This is a genomic window from Aureibaculum algae (assembly GCF_006065315.1).
Taxonomy (GTDB): domain Bacteria; phylum Bacteroidota; class Bacteroidia; order Flavobacteriales; family Flavobacteriaceae; genus Aureibaculum; species Aureibaculum algae.
Genome location: NZ_CP040749.1, coordinates 2,847,199 through 2,865,440, shown reverse-complemented (window position 1 = coordinate 2,865,440; position 18,242 = coordinate 2,847,199). Strand labels below are relative to the sequence as shown.

Below are 18,242 nucleotides of genomic sequence, written 5' to 3'. Positions count from 1 at the left end.
AGTGTAAAGTTAAATAATCACCTCTTTCTTTTAAAATTACAACAATGATCTTTACAATATTTAGGCTTCAATAGTATTATTATGATTGGAAATGTTACAAAAAATATGATTAATCTTCATCTTTTGCCCTTTCAATTATTTTTTGAGGTAAGGCTTTTTTAGCTTTGGCTCCTAATTTTTTAATTTTCTCAACACTGGTAATTAGATTTCCTCTTCCTTCAACTAATTTATTCATTGCTCCTTTATACTCACTTTTTGCTTCGTCCATTTTTTTACCAACTTTAGTTAAATCAATTACGAAGCCTTCAAATTTATCATATAAAGCTCCTGCTTGACGGGCAATTTCAACGGCATTTCGTTGTTGTTTTTCATTTTGCCACATACTATCTATGGTTCTTAAGGTAGCAAGAAGGGTAGAAGGGGTAACGATAACAATGTTCTTTTCAAAAGCTTTATTGTACAATTGATTGTCTGCGTTTATGGCAACAGCAAATGCGGGTTCAATAGGAACAAATAACAATACAAAATCAGGAGATTCTATTTCGTAAATATCTTCATATTTTTTTTCAGACAATTGCGTAACATGTCTGTTGAGAGAATGAATATGGTCTTTTAAATAGCGTTCTTTATCACTATCATCTTCTGCATTAGCATATTTTTCATAATCGGTTAAAGAGACCTTAGAATCAATAATCATTTTCTTATTATCAGGAAGATTGATAATAACGTCGGGTCTTAGTCTTGTTTTATTAAGGGCCTTTGTATTAAAACTTTTTTCCAAAAAATATTCTCTATCTTTTTCTAAACCAGATTTTTCTAACACACGTTCTAAAATAAGTTCTCCCCAATTCCCTTGTGTTTTACTATCCCCTTTTAGAGCTTTTGTAAGATTAACAGCTTCTTTACTCATTTGCTGGTTTAACTCTTTTAAGCCAATTATTTGCTGTCTTAACGCCGCATGGTAATCGATACTTTCTCTATGTGTTTTATCAACTTTATCTTCAAAAAGTTTAATTTTTTCGTTTAATGGGGTTAAAATATTTTTTATATTCTCTTTATTTTGTAGCGTGAATTTACTCGATTTTTCTTCTAATATTTTATTGGCTAAGTTTTCAAATTCTTTGGTGAATTTTTCTTGAATATTTTCAAGCTCGTGTTTCTGATTTGAAAGCTTTTCATTTAAATTGTTAATAGAGGCATCTTGCTGAATAGTTACTTTTACTATTTGCTCTTTTTCAACTTGAAGTTGACTATATTCTAATTGAAGGTCCGAAATTGTTTTTTCTGCATTAGTTTTTATCTCGTTAAGGATTGTATTGCGTTCAACTAGGGTTGATTTTTCTTTTTCGGTTTCAACTTTTGTTAATAGTTTACCAATAAAAGCACCTAAAAGTAAAGAAATAATAAATATGATAATAAAAATGAAATATTGTTCCATCAATGTTCGCAGAATTAGTATAAAATATCAAAATAAAACATCAAGGTACATTAATACCTTTGGCATTACATATTTAGCATTTGTAATGTTATCTAAAGAAATGGGTGAGCTTTATAATTTAGTGACAATAATTATTTATCAGCACCAATTGCAGCTTTTTTTAATATTTTTTGTTGCTGTTTAACAGTAAGTGAACTTCCATCAACGCTCCAGCCTGGAGGTCCAAAAATGTACATGAATCCTTCTTTAAAAGATTTAGCTCTTTTAACATCTTTCCATATATCACCATATTCATGTGTAAGAATAACGAATGGGTTATAAGAAGCAGGTGGTGTTGTTACTCCGTATTTAATTTCTATTTCTTCGTCTAGTTCTTTCCAAGTTCCAAACATTTTATCGAAAAGATTTAAATATCCACCATGATTCTTATCCATATATTCAATATTTCTAGAGTGATGAACTTGATGTTGTGTATGTAAATTTAGAAATTTCTCTAGAAATCCTAATTTTGGTACATATTTAGTGTGTAATTGAAATTGCCAAAGAGCCTCAATACCCATACATACGATGAGCATTTCGTAATGAAAGCCAATTGCAGGTATCCACATATAAAAGAAAGGTTTGTAAAGTACAGTAAACCAACCGTTACGTACCGCTGTACCCAAATTAAAGTTATCTGAAGAATGATGTACAATATGTGCCGCCCATAAGAATCTAATTTCATGATTAGCTCTGTGGAACCAGTAATAAGAAAAATCATCGGCTATTTGGCAAATAATCCAAATATACCAAGCCCAACCAAAAGATTCCCATCCCATAATATTTGTTGGAACACCATCAACTAGTGGATTAAATAAGTCATATACAAAACTGAATAAAACAACAGCAAAAACTATTTTCACTAAGGGGGCTATAATAGCTGAGCCCAGACCCATGGCTCCACTTGCAAAAAGATCTTTCCACTCATACAACTCATCGTTGTCATGTGTTTTACTATAAACTAATTCTAATAAAATAAAAGCTATAAATGCTGGTCCGCCGTAGACTAAGGGGTTGGTTAAATCCAATTTTTAAATTTTTTGTAAATATAAATATAATCTAAGTACTTCAATCAAACTTTCAATTGTTTTAACAATAAAAAAACATTTTCCAAGTATGTTTTAGGCTTACTAATAACTATTTTACTCCATAGTGTATGTTTTATTTTTACACAATGTTAAATAGATTTCCTTAGTGATGAAAATATACTATTCTTAATGTGATTGATATCAGAGTATTATAATGAATAATTTTGAAAAAAATAATTGAATTTTTATAACGTAAAATTTTATCGTAAATAAATTGATAAATCATTGTTATTTTAATCTTAAGTTTTATATTTGCACCGCTAATTTTAGCAAATGGTGGCATAGCTCAGCTGGATAGAGCACCTGCCTTCTAAGCAGGCGGTCCTAGGTTCGAATCCTAGTGCCATCACTTGAAAAGCCTTACTTTTGTAAGGCTTTTTTCGTTTTTATATCTTTTATTCGATTTGTTTTTCTTCGAATCTGATTGTTGAATCTTCATTTAATTTTAATTCTAAAAGAATGGATACCGATATTTTATCGATAAAGTTGAAATGTGGTATATTGTCAAAAGAAATACTATTAAATTTGGAATTAAAACTTAAATTATTATCTTCGACATTACTTGATTAATACGACTTTTCAAGGAAAAATTGGTGGCAATGGTTTATTTCAAACTACCATGATTGAAGTAAATTTATAGAAATCTATAAATTACAGAAACACTAAAATATTAATTGGAGTTTTCTAATTGAATTATTACACATTAAATATGAGTGTTAAAAACTACATTATTTACAGCTTCTGTTTAATTACTAATCTAGTTTTTAGTCAATTCAACAATTTAAAGTTTGAGAACTTAGATACTTATAATGGGCTGTCAAGCAGTACTTGTGTCGAAATTTTTCAAGATAAAGAAGGATTTTTATGGTTTGGTACTATTGACGGTTTAAATAAATATAATGGATATGAATTTGAAATTTTTAAATCTGTATTAAATGATTCAAAGTCTATAAGTAATAATAGAATTAATGCAATAACTGAAGATAATGAAGGTAACCTTTGGGTGGGTACAAATAATGGTTTGAACTTATTTGTTAAGGAAAAGAATAATTTTATACGAATTAACCTTTACCGTGATTTATCATTAGCCAATGGAACACAAAAAATAATTAATGATTTATTTTATGATAGTATTAATAATACAATATGGGTAGGAACAAATAATGGAATTATAAAAATTAATTTAGGTGATGATAGTATTAATATAGATAACTATAAATTTTCATATTATATAAATGATCAAACGAACCCAAACTCTATAGATAATAACAATGTAAATGTTATAGTAAAGGATGAAAAAGATATTATATGGATAGGTACTAATGGTCAACATCTCAATAGGTATAATTATAAAAAAAATAATTTCGACCGGGTTTTAATTAAAAATAATAGAAGCTATGAACTTAATCACATACCCAAAAGGGTTTTTATTGATAGTGATGGTGATTTTTGGATAGGTAATGATCTTTCCAATTTGATTTTGTGGAATACGAAGCAAAATACATTTAAACATATTTCTGTAGTAGATAAAAACACTCCAATATTAGATATGTTTCAAGATTCAAAAGGCCTCTTTTGGATTTCAACCGATGCATTTGGATTGTATTTGTTTAATAAAAAGGATGATGTTGTAGAGTTACAACAGCACATTGTAAATGATTTTTCAGATCCTTTTACCCTTCCAAATAATAAGCCTAGTAAAATATTTGAAGATAATAAAGGCATTTATTGGATTGGAAGTTATGATAAAGGAGTTAGTAAATTAGATCCTTCTAATTATGCTTTTGGTCATTATTACTATCAGCCCAATAATTTAAATGGACTAAATCAAAAAACGGTACAATCAGTTTTAGAAGATTCAAAAGGAAGGATTTGGATAAGTGCCTACGATGGAGGTATGAATCTTTTTGATGAAAAAACAAAATCGTTTAAACATTTTAGTCGTAATCCTAATCTTCGTAATGGTCTTAGTTCAAATAAAATTTTATACACATTTGAAAGTCATGACGGATTTATTTGGGTATGTACTTTAGACGGGGGTGTTAACAAATTTAATCCAAAAACAAATACATTTGATACGTTTTTGCATGATGTAAAAGATTCACTCTCCATTGGTCAAAGTTCAGTATGGTCAGGGGTAGAAGATAATAAAAATAGGATATGGTTTGGGTTAAGAACCGAAGGTTTAAGCCTTTATGACCCGCTAACTGAACAATTTTCTAATTATAAAAACACATTTGCAAAAGAAAACGGTCTGGTTAGTAATTCTGTAATCTGCACGTTCATTGATTCTAAAAATCGTTTGTTTATTGGTACAGCTCTGGGTTTAAATGTTGTTGATTTAAACCAATTAGATGAATATATACCAAAAGATATTAAGTTTAAACTTATTAAAGAAAAAGGTTTAGAAGGAGGTGGAATAAACTATGTAACAGAAGATCATAATGGAAATATTTGGATAGGGTCTGACAATGGTGTATTTAAATTAGATAGCACGTTACATCTATTGAATTCATATTCTTCTCAAAATGGACTACCTAATAATCTAGTTGTAGGTATAAAAGAGGATGATAATTATAACCTTTGGATAACAACTAAAAGTGGTTTGTCCTTATTAAACCCTCAAACACATCAGTTTAAAAATTTCAATGCACATGATGGATTACAAGGGCCTGAATTTCAAAGTAAATCAATTGAGAAAACTAAAAATGGTCGGATTATAATTGGTGGAATAAATGGTTTTAATATATTTCAGCCCAATGATATAAAAGCCCCTAGTTTAGTAGAGTTACAGCCTCAAATAACAAATTTTAGGTTGAATAATAAAATAGTAGTTGAAGGAGATTCTATTAATGGACGAGTACTTTTAAATAATGGGATTTCAAAAATTAAGGATTTGAATTTGAACTATGATGAAAATTATATTTCATTTGAGTTTGTAGCTTTATATTTTGATAATTCAGAACAAGTACAATATGCTTATAGAATGCAAGGTCTTGATAATGAGTTTATAAATTTAGGTTCTAATAGAGTTGTTAATCTTTCAAATTTAGAACCAGGTAATTATACGTTCGAAGTTAAAGCATCAATAACCGGAGATTGGGATTCGGCTAAAATGGCCTTTATCAATATAGTGATTGCCCCTCCAATTTGGAGAACTTGGTGGGCTTATTTCGTTTATTTTATAATTGGAGCTCTTATTTTATTTGCTGTCATACACTATTATACACTAAAAATTCAAGAGGCTCAACGGCATGAACTAGACCAAAAACAACTTCAGTTTTTTGTAAATGTGTCGCATGAATTTAGAACACCCTTAACGCTTATATTAAATCCGGTAAATAAGATTTTAGCAAACTTTAATAATGACCCTGAAGTTACTAAACGGTCAGCTACATCAATACAACGTAGTGCTAGACGATTAATGCATTTAGTAGATCAATTACTAGATTATAGAAAAATGGATGCCGGTATGTCTCCATTGCAATTAGAAAAGGGAGATATTGTGAAATTTAGCCACGATATTTTTGCTCTTTTTAAAGATTTGGCTAAAAAGAAAGAGATTGACTATACTTTTGAAAGTACATCTAAAAGTATAAAATGTCTTTTTGATTTTGACAAGGTAGAAAAGATCATTACCAATTTAGTTTCTAACGCTATTAAATTTACAAATAATGAAGGTAGTATCTCTGTAACAATTAATACCTCAAAGGAGAAGGAAAGTAAATCTACTTTTACATTATTTAAAGGTAGAAAATTAAATAGATATATTGAGATAATAGTTGAAGATACGGGTGTAGGATTAGACAAAGAACAACAGAATCGCATTTTTTCTCGATTTTATAATGTAGATGAAACTAAATCAGGAACAGGAATTGGACTTAATTTTACTAAAGGATTGGTTGAACTGCATGGAGGAAAAATATCTTTAGACAGCAAACGTAAAAAAGGAAGTAAATTCATTGTGAAATTACCATTAGATGTAAATTCTAAATCTAAAAAAGTTGAAAATGTTAAGAATGAGTATCTAATCAATTCCATGAAGGCCGTTGAGTATAACATGATAATATCAAATGATAATGTATCAGTAGATCCTAAAAAAGAAAAGGGTATTAAAGTTAATAAAGACTTACCTGTAATTCTTATAGTTGAAGATAATAAAGAGTTAAGAGTCCATTTGAAAAATGACTTAAAGGATGCATACACAATAAAAGAAGCAGTCAATGGCAAGGAGGGATTGAAAATGGTTAAAAAGTACTATCCAGATGTTGTAATTAGTGATGTTATGATGCCTAAAATGGATGGATTTGAAATGTGTAAATTAATAAAAACGGACTTAGAAACCTCTCATATACCGGTGATTTTATTGACGGCAAGAACCTTGGCGGAGGATCGAATAGTAGGTTATGATAATGGAGCAGATGCTTACTTGTCTAAACCATTTGTAATAAATGTTTTAAGATCAAGAATTGATAATTTGTTATTGGCAAAAAATATTCCATCAACTACATAAAGTGGTTTTGAAAGGTCACTCGCAAGATTATCACTAATCCCATCACGACCTGCATCATTATTTTTTATTACTGTATTACCCCTAATATCAATTGAAAGTGGAGCACCAGGTTTATTACTTAATGCTCTAACATCTACCCCAGCTATTCTACCTTGAATTGCTTGACCAATATCTGTTTTTTTCTGTTCCGTTATGGTGGCTGCACTAATGGATGCAACGGCACCTGTTAAATCTGTCTTTTTTACAGAACCGTAACCAATAACAACTACTTCGTCTAAAGCATTTGCACCGACTTCTAATTGAACGGTGTAATTAGATGATCCATCTAAGCTGATTTCCTTCGTTTCAAATCCAATAAATGAGATTAATAAACGAGCATTTTCGTTTTTAACGGTAATAGTGAATTTACCATCAAAATCTGTAACAACTCCATTGTTTGTACCTTTTACAACAACGCTTGCTCCTGGTAAAGGTTCCTTTAAATCATCTAATACTGTACCTGACACCGTAGTTTGTGCCCATGTATTAACTGAAAAACCTACCATAAAGACAATTAGTAAGAGTTTTAATTTTTCCATATTTAATTGTTTAGTTAAAATTTAAGTTAATTATTTATTGTTATTAATATTTTGTTAAAATTACTGAAGATGGAGAGTTGTAGAATGGATTTTTTATTCAAAAACATGGAAAAATGTATTATTCTTTACTTTTTTTAAATATTTAAAAGAGACTGTTATTTCTTCTTTTAATTGAAAATATTTTTCAAGCCCCATTTATAAACATTTAGATTGTAACAATTTAAGGTCGAATTTGTCCATGTTTTTGAAATATTAGTCCATCTTTTCATTTAGAATATATAATATATTTATTCGCAAGGCTACTATAGTCTAAAAGAGTACGTATAATAAGTATAAAATTTAAAAATAAAGGTATGGCAAATGATAATCCGATGGATAATATTGACGATTGGGAAGATAACTTAAAAGAGCGTTATCCCGATCCAGAAGCTACTAAGAAAGAAAAGGAGGAGTTTAGAAATTATGTCGATTCTGAACGTGTAGATACGGTAAAGGAGTTTTACCGTGTAAACCATATCAATCAAACGTATCGTTTTGTTTGTGAAAAAGAGAAGGAGTTTTTAAAGTTTGACAAAAAAGAAATGTCACTTTGGGATGCCGTAGATTTTTTAAACACATTGGTGGATGACAGTGATCCTGATATTGATTTAGATCAATTTCAACATTTATTGCAAACGTCTGAAGCGATAAGAGCAGATGGTCATCCAGATTGGTTTGTACTCACAGGTTTTATTCACGATTTAGGTAAGGTATTATGTCTGTTTGGGGAGCCACAATGGGCAGTTGTGGGAGATACTTTTCCAGTTGGGTGTAAATTTTCAGATACCATTGTATACCCTGAATTTTTTGAGAATAACCCAGATACCAATGACGATCGGTATAATACTAAATTTGGAATTTATACTCCTAATTGTGGTTTAGATAAGGTGAAAATGAGTTGGGGACATGATGAATATTTATACCAAATATTAAAAAATCACTTACCAGAGCCCGCATTATACATGATCAGATATCATTCTTTTTATGCACAACATCGTGAGAATGCTTATGCACATTTGATGAATGAAAAGGATATTGAAATGTTTGAATGGGTTAAAAAGTTTAATCCCTATGATCTGTATTCAAAAGCTCCTGTAGAACCAGATGCAAAAGCACTCAGACCTTATTATGAAGAACTAGTTTCAAAATACCTGCCTTCTTCGTTAAAATTTTAATCACTAACTACTAACTAAATACCACTTTTTGATATGCTTTATACCTATTTAGGTTTTTTTGGATTTACATTTTTTGTAATATTTTACACTGTTTTTAAACTTCGTAAAGATAAATTCACAACATCAAAAGGGTATTTTTTAGCAGGTAAAAGTTTAACGGGACCTATTATCGCAGGTTCTATGATACTTACTAACATTTCTACCGAGCATTTAATAGGTATGAATGGAAGCTCCTATAAAAATGGTATCATTATAATTGCTTGGGAGGTAACCTCAGCCATAGCTTTAGTGATTGCCGCAATTTATTTCATTCCTAAATTTATGAAAATGGGTATTTTTACAATACCTGAATTTTTAGAAAAACGTTTTGATGGAGCTGTACGTTCGGTAGTTGCTTTTTTATTAATGTCATCGTTTGTCATCACCTTATTACCCATTGTTTTGTATTCTGGTGCCATTAATATAGAAAGTGTGTTTGACTTTTCAAGTATTTTCAATATTTCTAAAGAGTACTCACTGATTTACACAGTTTTGGTGATAGGGATTATTGGATCTTTTTATGCCGTTTTTGGGGGGTTAAAAGCGGTTGCCTATTCGGATAGTTTAAATGGAATAGGATTGATGCTTGGTGGTTTATTGATCCCAACGATTGCACTTTATCAAATTGGTGATGGTAATATACTTACCGGATTGAGTACTGTTTATGATTTTGCTCCTGATAAATTTGATATTATTGGAAAACCTGATTCTGTGCTTCCGTTTTCTGTATTATTTACAGGTTTAATGATTAACCAGCTCTATTTTTGGGGGATGAATCAAGCAATTATTCAACGGGCTTTTGGTGCAAAAAACTTAGTAGAAGCACAAAAAGGATTGATATATACAGGAGTTTTAAAGTTATTTGTTCCGGCGATTATAGTTTTACCAGGTCTTATAGCATTCTATTATTTTCAAGATCAATATTATGAAACCCCTGATTTAATTTACCCTATGCTTGTAAAAAAAGTGTTACCTACGTATTTATATGGGTTCTTTGCAGCTGTTATTTTAGGAGCAGTATTGAGCACTTTTAACAGTGTTTTAAACTCAGCCAGTACTATTTTCTGCTTAGATATTTACAAAAAGATAATAGATAAGAATGTCTCAGATGCAAAATTAGTGAAATATGGAAAATTGTCTTCTGTAGTTTTAGCCATAATTGCTATCTGTGTAGCACCGATGGTAGCTTATGCTCCAGAAGGTTTATACCAACTACTTCAAGAATTAAATGGTATCTTTTTTATTCCTATTTCATCAATAATTATTGCGGGTATCTTTTTTAAACAGATTAACACGAAAGGGGCAAAGGCAGGACTCTTTTTTGGATTTACCTTTTACATCTTAACCACATTTATTTTAGATTTAAATATCCATTTTGTTCACCTTTGGGGTATAGAATTTGTGCTTAATTTTATCATCATGTTCTTAGTCTCCTACTTATTTCCAACAGTTGAAGAGCATCCTTATATGGATAAAGGTTCTGATGAAAAATCGTGGCCAGCTGTAAAAACGGCAGGACTAATACTTGTAACCTTAACGATATTAATTTACGTATTACTTTCTTAAGAAGTTAAAATAATCTAACGCTACATTAAAGTCTTCGGTTCCCTTAAATGTTAAATATAAATCTGTTTTACCTTTTAAGCAATGCATATTTTTTAAGATGTATTTCTTTTGCAAATTATCTGAGTCAATAGGTATTCTTCCTAAAATTTGACCAGATAAATTACCTTGTCTTATTTCTAAAAAGCCTTTGCCCTGAACACTATTTAGTTGCAGTTGAAATTCATAATTTTCATTTTTGAATAACATTTCAGCATATCGAATCCAATTTCCATCTTTTATGTTGGTCAATCGAAATCCTTTATTCTTAAGCCCTCGCTTTTCTATATTTGATGATTTTTCATAATACCATTCTGCTTCAATTTTTTTCCATGATGCGTTATACTGACCAACGCCATTGCTAAAATGTTTATCTAAGAAGTTGGTGTCGGTTACTATATGTCCATTATCATCAATATGGCAATAACTTATAATGCTTTCTCTAAACTTATATCCATCTCGTATGTAATAACACCAAATATGATAAAACTGACCTTTCCACCAAAAAAAACTACCATGTGCAAATTCACCCAACTTATATCCTGTACCAACAGCATCAACACATTCATAAGGACCATAAATATTCTTAGATACGGCATATTGATTTCCCCAACTTAAATAGTATAACTCTTTATATTTGAAAAGATAGTTTTTATCCATCCATTCAGGTGCATTTTTCCAAGCATCTCCTTTTATTTCTATTGGTTTGGGAGTTTCGGCCGTAGAAATCATATCATTATTTAACTTAACAATATAATATGCATCTGTTTTATCTCCATAAATTAGATAAGGCGTTTTATTTTTATCATCATCTGTATAAAGCGTAGGGTCGTGTAATGGAGAAACTAAAGGTTTATGCAACGCATCTGTAAAAGGACCAGTAGGATGCTTTGCTTTCATAACACCAATGCCACGTTTTCTATCAGAAAAGTAAAAGTAATAATTTCCATTTCTCGCACTGGCATCACTAGCCCAACAATCTTCACTATTATCATCCATATAGTTATCTTTAGGAGATATAGTTTGTACATGTTTCCAGTCTAATAGATTCGTTGTGGCAAAAACACGCCAATCTCTCATAACCCAGGTTTTATCATTGGGATCAGCATCATGTCCACTATAGAGATATATAGTGTCATTAAAAACGCGAATGTGTGGGTCTGAAATTCCTTTAAAAGTAGTAATCGGATTTTGAGCGTTTACAATTCCTCCAAAAAAATATAGTCCGAACATTGTACTATATAGAAGAATACGATTGTTATAAGTTTTCATTTATGCGATTAGTTTATTTGGCATATAAGCATTGGTAATTCTAGCAAAAGTAACTTTGCTTTGAATTCAATATTAATTAGTGGTTTGAATATCTGTTCTAAATGGATAGGCAGGTAAGTTAGCATCATTAACTAAATTAACATCAGGCTTTCCAGCAAATGCATAACGAACGTATAGTGGTTTTTTAAGCTTTGTAGTATTGAGCAATACCGTTTCTCCTTCAATTTTAGCATCGGCAATTTCCCATTTTAGAGAGTTGTCTGCAATCCAGAATCCTGTTGGAGCTTTCTTATTTGTAGTTTTTAAGCCTTTACTATTTTTAAAATGGACTACTAAAGTGTTGTCATTAATTTCAATAGAATCAAGCATAGGACCTTCAGCAACAACGTTTTTATTGAGTGTGAATTTAGCGGCTTGCAAAGCCAACCGTTGAGCTAGAGGAAATTTATCTGTTGGATGAATATTTTTTTCATCACCCAGATCAATTGTATTCACAACACTCGTATTTGGTAAGTCTAATGCTTTTAATTGCGATTCTCTCATCCATGCCCAGGATGCTGCCGTTGGACTTTTAGAATCTATATCAGGATTAGCAGCAGTACCTTTACCATAACCGGGTAACATTACAATTGAAAAATGCATGTTATCATTATGCCATTCTTTTCTGTAACGTTCAATCCATAATTTTAAAACAGTTCCATATTCTTTCATTCCAATAACATTATGAAACCAGTTCTTTTCGGTAACTTCAGGGACTCCAGAAAGATATCGGGTATTGCGTTCACCTTGATACCATACTAATCCTCTGCAAGCATAAGGGGCTAATGGTTTTATCATGGCATTATACAAAATATTTGGTTGTCGCCTCATAAAAATATCTTCATTACGTGTCCAGCCATTTTTAGCATCTAGAGACTTTTGGATGTTGTTATGTGTAGTTATATCTTTATCAAAAGCATGCATAATCGTTTTGAAATATGGTAATTCTTTGGTCATATCTCTTGGCATCCAAGCTTCAATAGAAGAACTGCCCCAAGAAGCATGTATAATTCCAACCGGAACATCACCTATAGCTTCTAGAAAATAAGCAAATCCAAAAGCTACTGCACTGCTAGGAAGGGTAGTTGACCAGTTACCAATTACATTATCTTCCTCTTTAAAAGATACTATTCTTTTTACTTCAAAACTTCTAATATTTTTGGCAAAAGGCACAAGTGATTCTATTTCAGGAACCGCTTTTACCGAAAATTGCATGTTCGATTGACCGGAACAGATCCATACTTCACCAACGAGGATATCAGATAGTATAATCTCAGAACTTCCAGTAATACTCATTGCTCTTCCTGTTTTTGAAACAGTTAAAGGGGCTAACTTCACCATCCATTTACCATTACTTGCCGCAATAGTAGATTTAGTTTGGTTGGCAAATTTCACCGTAATTTTTTCATTGGGTTTTGAAGTGCCCCAAACAGGAACGTCCATTCCTTGTTGTAAAACCATATTATCGCAGAATAACGTTGATGGTTTTAATTCTTGAGTGTATCCCGTGGTAAATTGAAATAAGAATAGAAATAAAAGGGTAGTAATTATAATGTTTTTTTTCATTCTTAAATCTTTTAGTAATTTAATACATTAAAACGTTGCTTTTATAGTGTTTTTACCACTTTTAAGTAGGATTACTGAACCCTGTTGTTGTATACTTTTATTGTTTACGTAAACTTCATGTATGTTATCAGGTAAAATAAATTCTGCCGTCATACCACCTGGAATTTCAATAGAAAAGTTCATTTCTGATGGGTTACTCTTTTCATATTCAGCAATAATACTTCCATGTATAGTAGGAACTTTTATTTTGGAATGAGATAAATTACCCAATTGTGGTTTAATAGTCGCTATTTTAAAACCAGGTGTTTTAGGTTGAATACCCCATAAACCTCTAGGTATTATATTTGCAGGTGTTGCTCCCCATGCATGGTTCCAATCGGCATTTGGTTTATATTTCATATCCCAAGCTTCAAGGGTTATGGTAGAGCCTATTCGAATCATATTATACCAACTGCGGTTTTCTGTTGATGTTAATAAACGCAATGCATAATCGGATTCATTAGCATTATACAAGGCATCTAATAAATACTGAGAACCATAGACACTACATGCCATGCCTCTTGTTTTAATAAATTCAGCAACACTTGAAATATTTTCTTTGGGTACAATATTAAAAGCTAAGGCCATCATGTTTGAATGTAATGAGGCATGCTCTGTATCTTCACCATCTTTATAAAAACCTCTTTCAGCATCAAGTAATTTACTATTTATGGAAGTTTTTACCTGTTGTGCTAAATTTTTGAAAAATGTAACTTCTTTTGGTTTGTTAAGCAACTGTGCAAATTCTATCATTATTTCTAAATTGCGATAATACAAACAGTTTGCAACGGTGTTTATAGGCGTAAAAACAAATCCATCACGTTCACCTTCTTTAGTTGCTAACTTCCAACCAGTATCTTTTTGAGCAGGTGGCCAGTCTACAATATCTTTTAATTTGTCTTTGGGGTTTTTAAAACCTAATTTTTTCATGAATTCAGGTGTTGCATTAGAAGAACTAATTAGTCCGTCTTCTCGCCTCAATTCTAGTAATGTTTTGTGCTTTAATTCATCATAATATCGTTCAATGAGTTCTGTATTTCCGGTATACATATAATCAGCGTGAAACATTAACGCCACATGTAATTGCCATTCTGTTGGCCATGTAGGATGTTCCATAAAATATTCTATAGTTTGGCGAGCCATAGCATATTCTCTATCCGTGGTATAATGACTTAATTGATTTAGATACGCATCAGCTTCATACGGAATTCGTTCTCTATCACCATCAACATAGACGCCTGCAAATGTTGTTGCTTTTATTGAATATTTACATAAATCCCAAATTTGGTTTAAAATGGAATCTGAACTTTGAAAATTACTTTCTGAATCGTCCCAATAACTATGAAAGGCTAATTGTGTAAATGCATTTTTTTCTATTGGTTCTTTTACATTTTCAATTTCTGCATATCTAAAAGGCATCAATACAGGGAAAGAGTCGGGGAGTATTATGGCTCCCACTTTCGTATTTCTTTTGTCCGGCTTTATAGGTAATATATAAGATTTTTTTTCAGGACTTACAGGAATTTTTATTTCTTGATAGCGAATGGTTCCTTGGGGATTTCTATTTATTCTAGTACCTTCTAACTGTTCTCCTATACGAACACTAATAGTGTCATTATTTTTGGCATTATAATAAAATGAGATATTTGCAAATGCTGCTTTACCAAAATCTACAAAATAGGATGTTTTAGAGATTTTCTCAAATACTGTAGGTTTTATAGAATCCATTTTAAGACTATTGGCAGTTGTAATTATATTGTTTTGACTGCCGGTTTGAAATGCCTGTATTTCTGAATACTGACTTTCTTGATCTGCATTATTCCATATTCTAACTTTCCAGAAATAAGTTTGACCTTCTTTTAATGCATTTCCTTTAAATGAAATATTAAAAGATTCAGTACCTATTATTTTTCCTGAATCCCAAACATCACCTTTCGTAATATTAGAATTTTCTTTAGAAGAAGATACTATTATTTGATAGGCTTTTTGAATTGGTGTAGTGCTAGGAATAATCCACCCAAATTCAGGTGTTTTATCTACTATTTTAACATTTGTAGTATTCCTAATATTCTCTACGGTTAGTCCAGTAGGTGCTGTTGGATTACCAACTTCTGTTTGGTCTGCTTTAACTTTACAATTTATACATATAATTAAAATGAATAATAAAATGAAACGCACTGAATTTTTAAGCAAAAAATGCTTCACTAATAAATTTATTTTCATAAAAATTATAATCGATTTTGTTAACCTAAATTGTTGAATTTCGGATTCCAATGTACAATAGTCTCATTATACATGGCATCTAAACCCATTTGAACGCAAATGGCAGCTTTTGCTCCTGTAATAACATTAGATTTTGGCATGGTATTATTCAAGATGTTATCTCTAAAATCTATCATGGCTTGCTTTGTTGGTTCTTCATGTTCAATATGTATTACCTCGCCATAGCCATATTTTGCTTTTGCAGTAGCTCCAGAAACGCCGTCAACATCTTGTTGTACCGCTTTTGTTTTACCTTCCGGGTAAAACGTTGCTTTATCATAATCAAGTAGAATGGTACCTTTATCACCCATAATTTTAATTTGATACCCTTCATTTGCATTACTTGTTAAGCAAGAAAATTTGGCATTAACACCATTGGGATAGCTATAAATTAAATGAACATTATCATACGTTTCTCGACCATCTTTCCAATAATCTACACCACCAGTCCCCATTACTTTTTCAGGATTAGCTTCTAAAACCCAATTCACAAAGTCTATTTGATGCGAACATAACTCAGCGGTAAGCCCACCTGAATATTCTTTATACATCCGCCAATTTATAATGCGTTCCATGTCAGGATGATCAACTGTTCTTCTCCAATCTCCATGTCTGTTCCATTGACACTCAAAAGCAGCTATTTTTCCTACTTTACCTTTTTTGATAAGGGCAACTATATGTTCATATAATTTTGAACAGTGGTATTGATGTCCAGATTGAAATATTAAATTAGAAGATTTAACACTCTCTAATAAATTATTAATTCCATCGTAACCTTTTGCCAATGTTTTTTCACAATACACATGCTTATTTGCTTTAACGGCAGCCATGGCTATTTCGTCATGCATGCTAAATGTAGTAGAAACAATAACGGCATCAATGGCTTTGTCTTTTAATAGTTTTTTGTAATCAGAATATCCTTTTACATTGTCACCTGCCCGTTTTAAACCTTCTTCTAAGCGGAATGGAATAATATCACAACATGCATAAAGGGTTACATTTTCTATGCTCTTTAATAGTGGCATTAATCCCTTACCACGATCGCCAGTGCCAATTACAGCAATGTTTATGTTTTTATCATCACTAAAACCATAACCAACACCAGCTAAAATTGATGATGTTCCTAATAAAGCTGCAGATACTGTTCCGCTTTGCTTAATAAATTTCCTTCTATCCATAATCAAAATTTAATATAGGAAGTATTTAAATAGCTTTAATTTCCCAACCTGGTTCATAGGTTCTTGACCATAATTTCATAGCTTCTCTATTGTAAATTCTTCCTGTCGTTTCATCTACCTCAAAGGCACTATCGATTCTTGAAGCGATATTTGCATAGTGGGTAAGTTGTTGACTGATTACACCTTGTTCGATAGGTGAGGTGAGTGGTGCATTACCTCTTATTGCATCGAAAAAATTTAAGGTATGTTGAGTAGAAATATCTCCACCTCCGCCAAGCGTGTTACCGGCTTCTGCTCCTTTATTAATATTTTCTTTTATTAGTTTTCCTTTATTATCAAATAATTTATAACCACCTCGATCTATAAATACGCACCCTTTAGAACCATAAATAATGGTACCTCTTCCTGCCCCAAATTTTTGATAACCATTTCTACTTTGTCCGTCCCATTTGATGGTTCGGTTTCCAGAGAATTTAAATTCAGCTTCCATAGTGTCATACATTTCCCAACCATCATCTTTGTAATGAAATTTACCCGCATTCACAGACACACTTTCAGGATATTTAACATCTAATGCCCAACGAGCAATATCTAATTCATGTGTCGCATTATTACCCATTTCAGCAGTACCATAATCCCATCCATACCAATGCCAGTTATAATTCCAAGTATCATGAGTGTATTCTCTTCTTGGTGCTGGTCCTTGAAAAAGTTCCCAATCTAAACCTTCAGGTGGGTTGGTTTTTTCTTGATGCGGTACAGGCCCCCTATTACTTGTATAAAATGCAGTAGCTTCATATACATCTCCTAAAATACCATTATGGATTTCTTTAATAATTTCTTGAGATTGTAATGAAGAACGTTGTTGGTTCCCCATTTGAACCATTTTTCCATATTTTTGTTGATAGGCCACTAATAACTCTCCTTCTCTTGGATTATGACTACAAGGTTTTTCTAAATACACATGTTTATCAGCTTGCATAGCCATACATGCACCAGGTGCATGCCAATGATCGGGAGTTGCCATGAAAATCGCATCTACCTTTTTATCATTAATAATATTTCGAATGTCATTTTCTAATTTAAATTTATCCTTTACTACCTTTGAAAACTTTAATGCCGCATTATCACGTTGACTTTTCATTACATCACATAAATAAAGCAACTCAACATTACTACTTTTAGCTGCTATTGCAGGAATATATGCACCATAACGTCGTCCTAAGCCTTGAATAGCAACATGAATTCGATCGTTGGCACCAATTATTTTTGAATAACTTTTTGCACTCATTGCATTTAAGTTACTAGTTAATGCGATGCCTGCCGAACCTACGGCAGCTTTTTTTATAAAATTTCTTCTACTTGACATATTGTT

Annotated in this window: 11 protein-coding genes and 1 tRNA gene; 4 read left to right on the top strand and 8 right to left on the bottom strand. The window is 31.5% G+C overall.

Annotation, left to right across the window (positions count from 1 at the left end; all coding sequences use genetic code 11):
* Window positions 1–109: 109 nt before the first annotated feature.
* On the bottom strand, window positions 110–1,438 hold the full coding sequence (locus FF125_RS11980) for a DNA recombination protein RmuC (RefSeq protein ID WP_138949983.1): 1,329 nt from the start codon (window positions 1,436–1,438) through the stop codon (window positions 110–112).
* Window positions 1,439–1,569: 131 nt separating this feature from the next.
* Window positions 1,570–2,505: a sterol desaturase family protein gene (locus FF125_RS11975; protein ID WP_138949982.1), complete on the bottom strand. Its 936-nt coding sequence runs from the start codon at window positions 2,503–2,505 to the stop codon at window positions 1,570–1,572.
* 335 nt (window positions 2,506–2,840) lie between these two features.
* Between FF125_RS11975 and FF125_RS11970 the strand changes: the two genes are divergently transcribed.
* Window positions 2,841–2,914: transfer RNA gene (locus FF125_RS11970), tRNA-Arg, on the top strand.
* Between the two features lie 360 nt (window positions 2,915–3,274).
* Window positions 3,275–7,078 (top strand): hybrid sensor histidine kinase/response regulator, encoded by a 3,804-nt coding sequence (locus tag FF125_RS11965; RefSeq protein ID WP_138949981.1) that lies wholly within the window; start codon window positions 3,275–3,277, stop codon window positions 7,076–7,078.
* Here FF125_RS11965 and FF125_RS11960 read toward each other — a convergent pair.
* Entirely contained in the window at window positions 6,991–7,656 is a 666-nt protein-coding gene (locus FF125_RS11960) for a carboxypeptidase-like regulatory domain-containing protein (RefSeq protein ID WP_138949980.1), read from the bottom strand. The two genes, FF125_RS11965 and FF125_RS11960, sit on opposite strands and share 88 nt — an antisense overlap.
* A 353-nt stretch (window positions 7,657–8,009) precedes the next feature.
* Here FF125_RS11960 and FF125_RS11955 point away from each other — a divergent pair, with 353 nt between their 5' ends.
* A complete protein-coding gene (locus FF125_RS11955; RefSeq protein WP_138949979.1) occupies window positions 8,010–8,870 on the top strand; it encodes an inositol oxygenase family protein in 861 nt (286 codons plus the stop codon).
* Window positions 8,871–8,903: 33 nt separating this feature from the next.
* Window positions 8,904–10,475, top strand: a complete 1,572-nt coding sequence (locus tag FF125_RS11950; protein WP_138949978.1) for a solute:sodium symporter family transporter — start codon at window positions 8,904–8,906, stop codon at window positions 10,473–10,475.
* On the opposite strand, the gene FF125_RS11945 is transcribed toward FF125_RS11950, so the two are convergent.
* From FF125_RS11945 to FF125_RS11925, 5 genes are all read right to left on the bottom strand, one after another.
* A complete protein-coding gene (locus FF125_RS11945) occupies window positions 10,464–11,783 on the bottom strand; it encodes a family 43 glycosylhydrolase (RefSeq protein WP_138949977.1) in 1,320 nt (439 codons plus the stop codon). The genes FF125_RS11950 and FF125_RS11945 overlap by 12 nt on opposite strands.
* Window positions 11,784–11,855: 72 nt before the next feature.
* Window positions 11,856–13,388, bottom strand: a complete 1,533-nt coding sequence (locus tag FF125_RS11940) for a sialate O-acetylesterase (protein ID WP_250629573.1) — start codon at window positions 13,386–13,388, stop codon at window positions 11,856–11,858.
* A 27-nt stretch (window positions 13,389–13,415) separates the two neighbouring features.
* Window positions 13,416–15,650, bottom strand: coding sequence for an alpha-L-rhamnosidase-related protein (locus FF125_RS11935; protein WP_138949976.1), 2,235 nt, complete (start codon window positions 15,648–15,650; stop codon window positions 13,416–13,418).
* A 20-nt stretch (window positions 15,651–15,670) separates the two neighbouring features.
* Window positions 15,671–16,867, bottom strand: coding sequence for a Gfo/Idh/MocA family protein (locus FF125_RS11930; protein ID WP_138949975.1), 1,197 nt, complete (start codon window positions 16,865–16,867; stop codon window positions 15,671–15,673).
* Between the two features lie 25 nt (window positions 16,868–16,892).
* Window positions 16,893–18,236 carry a Gfo/Idh/MocA family protein gene (locus tag FF125_RS11925; RefSeq protein WP_138949974.1) on the bottom strand — a complete coding sequence of 448 codons (1,344 nt, stop codon included), beginning with the start codon at window positions 18,234–18,236 and terminating at the stop codon, window positions 16,893–16,895.
* Window positions 18,237–18,242 lie beyond the last annotated feature (6 nt).

Excerpts from the sequence above, each read along its gene's own strand:
- FF125_RS11980 (WP_138949983.1), bottom strand. The coding sequence starts at position 1,438 with ATGGAACAATATTTCATTTTTATTATCATATTTATTATTTCTTTACTT.
- FF125_RS11965 (WP_138949981.1), top strand. The coding sequence starts at position 3,275 with ATGAGTGTTAAAAACTACATTATTTACAGCTTCTGTTTAATTACTAAT.
- FF125_RS11960 (WP_138949980.1), bottom strand. The coding sequence starts at position 7,656 with ATGGAAAAATTAAAACTCTTACTAATTGTCTTTATGGTAGGTTTTTCA.
- FF125_RS11955 (WP_138949979.1), top strand. The coding sequence starts at position 8,010 with ATGGCAAATGATAATCCGATGGATAATATTGACGATTGGGAAGATAAC.
- FF125_RS11950 (WP_138949978.1), top strand. The coding sequence starts at position 8,904 with ATGCTTTATACCTATTTAGGTTTTTTTGGATTTACATTTTTTGTAATA.
- FF125_RS11945 (WP_138949977.1), bottom strand. The coding sequence starts at position 11,783 with ATGAAAACTTATAACAATCGTATTCTTCTATATAGTACAATGTTCGGA.
- FF125_RS11940 (WP_250629573.1), bottom strand. The coding sequence starts at position 13,388 with ATGAAAAAAAACATTATAATTACTACCCTTTTATTTCTATTCTTATTT.
- FF125_RS11935 (WP_138949976.1), bottom strand. The coding sequence starts at position 15,650 with ATGAAAATAAATTTATTAGTGAAGCATTTTTTGCTTAAAAATTCAGTG.
- FF125_RS11930 (WP_138949975.1), bottom strand. The coding sequence starts at position 16,867 with ATGGATAGAAGGAAATTTATTAAGCAAAGCGGAACAGTATCTGCAGCT.
- FF125_RS11925 (WP_138949974.1), bottom strand. The coding sequence starts at position 18,236 with ATGTCAAGTAGAAGAAATTTTATAAAAAAAGCTGCCGTAGGTTCGGCA.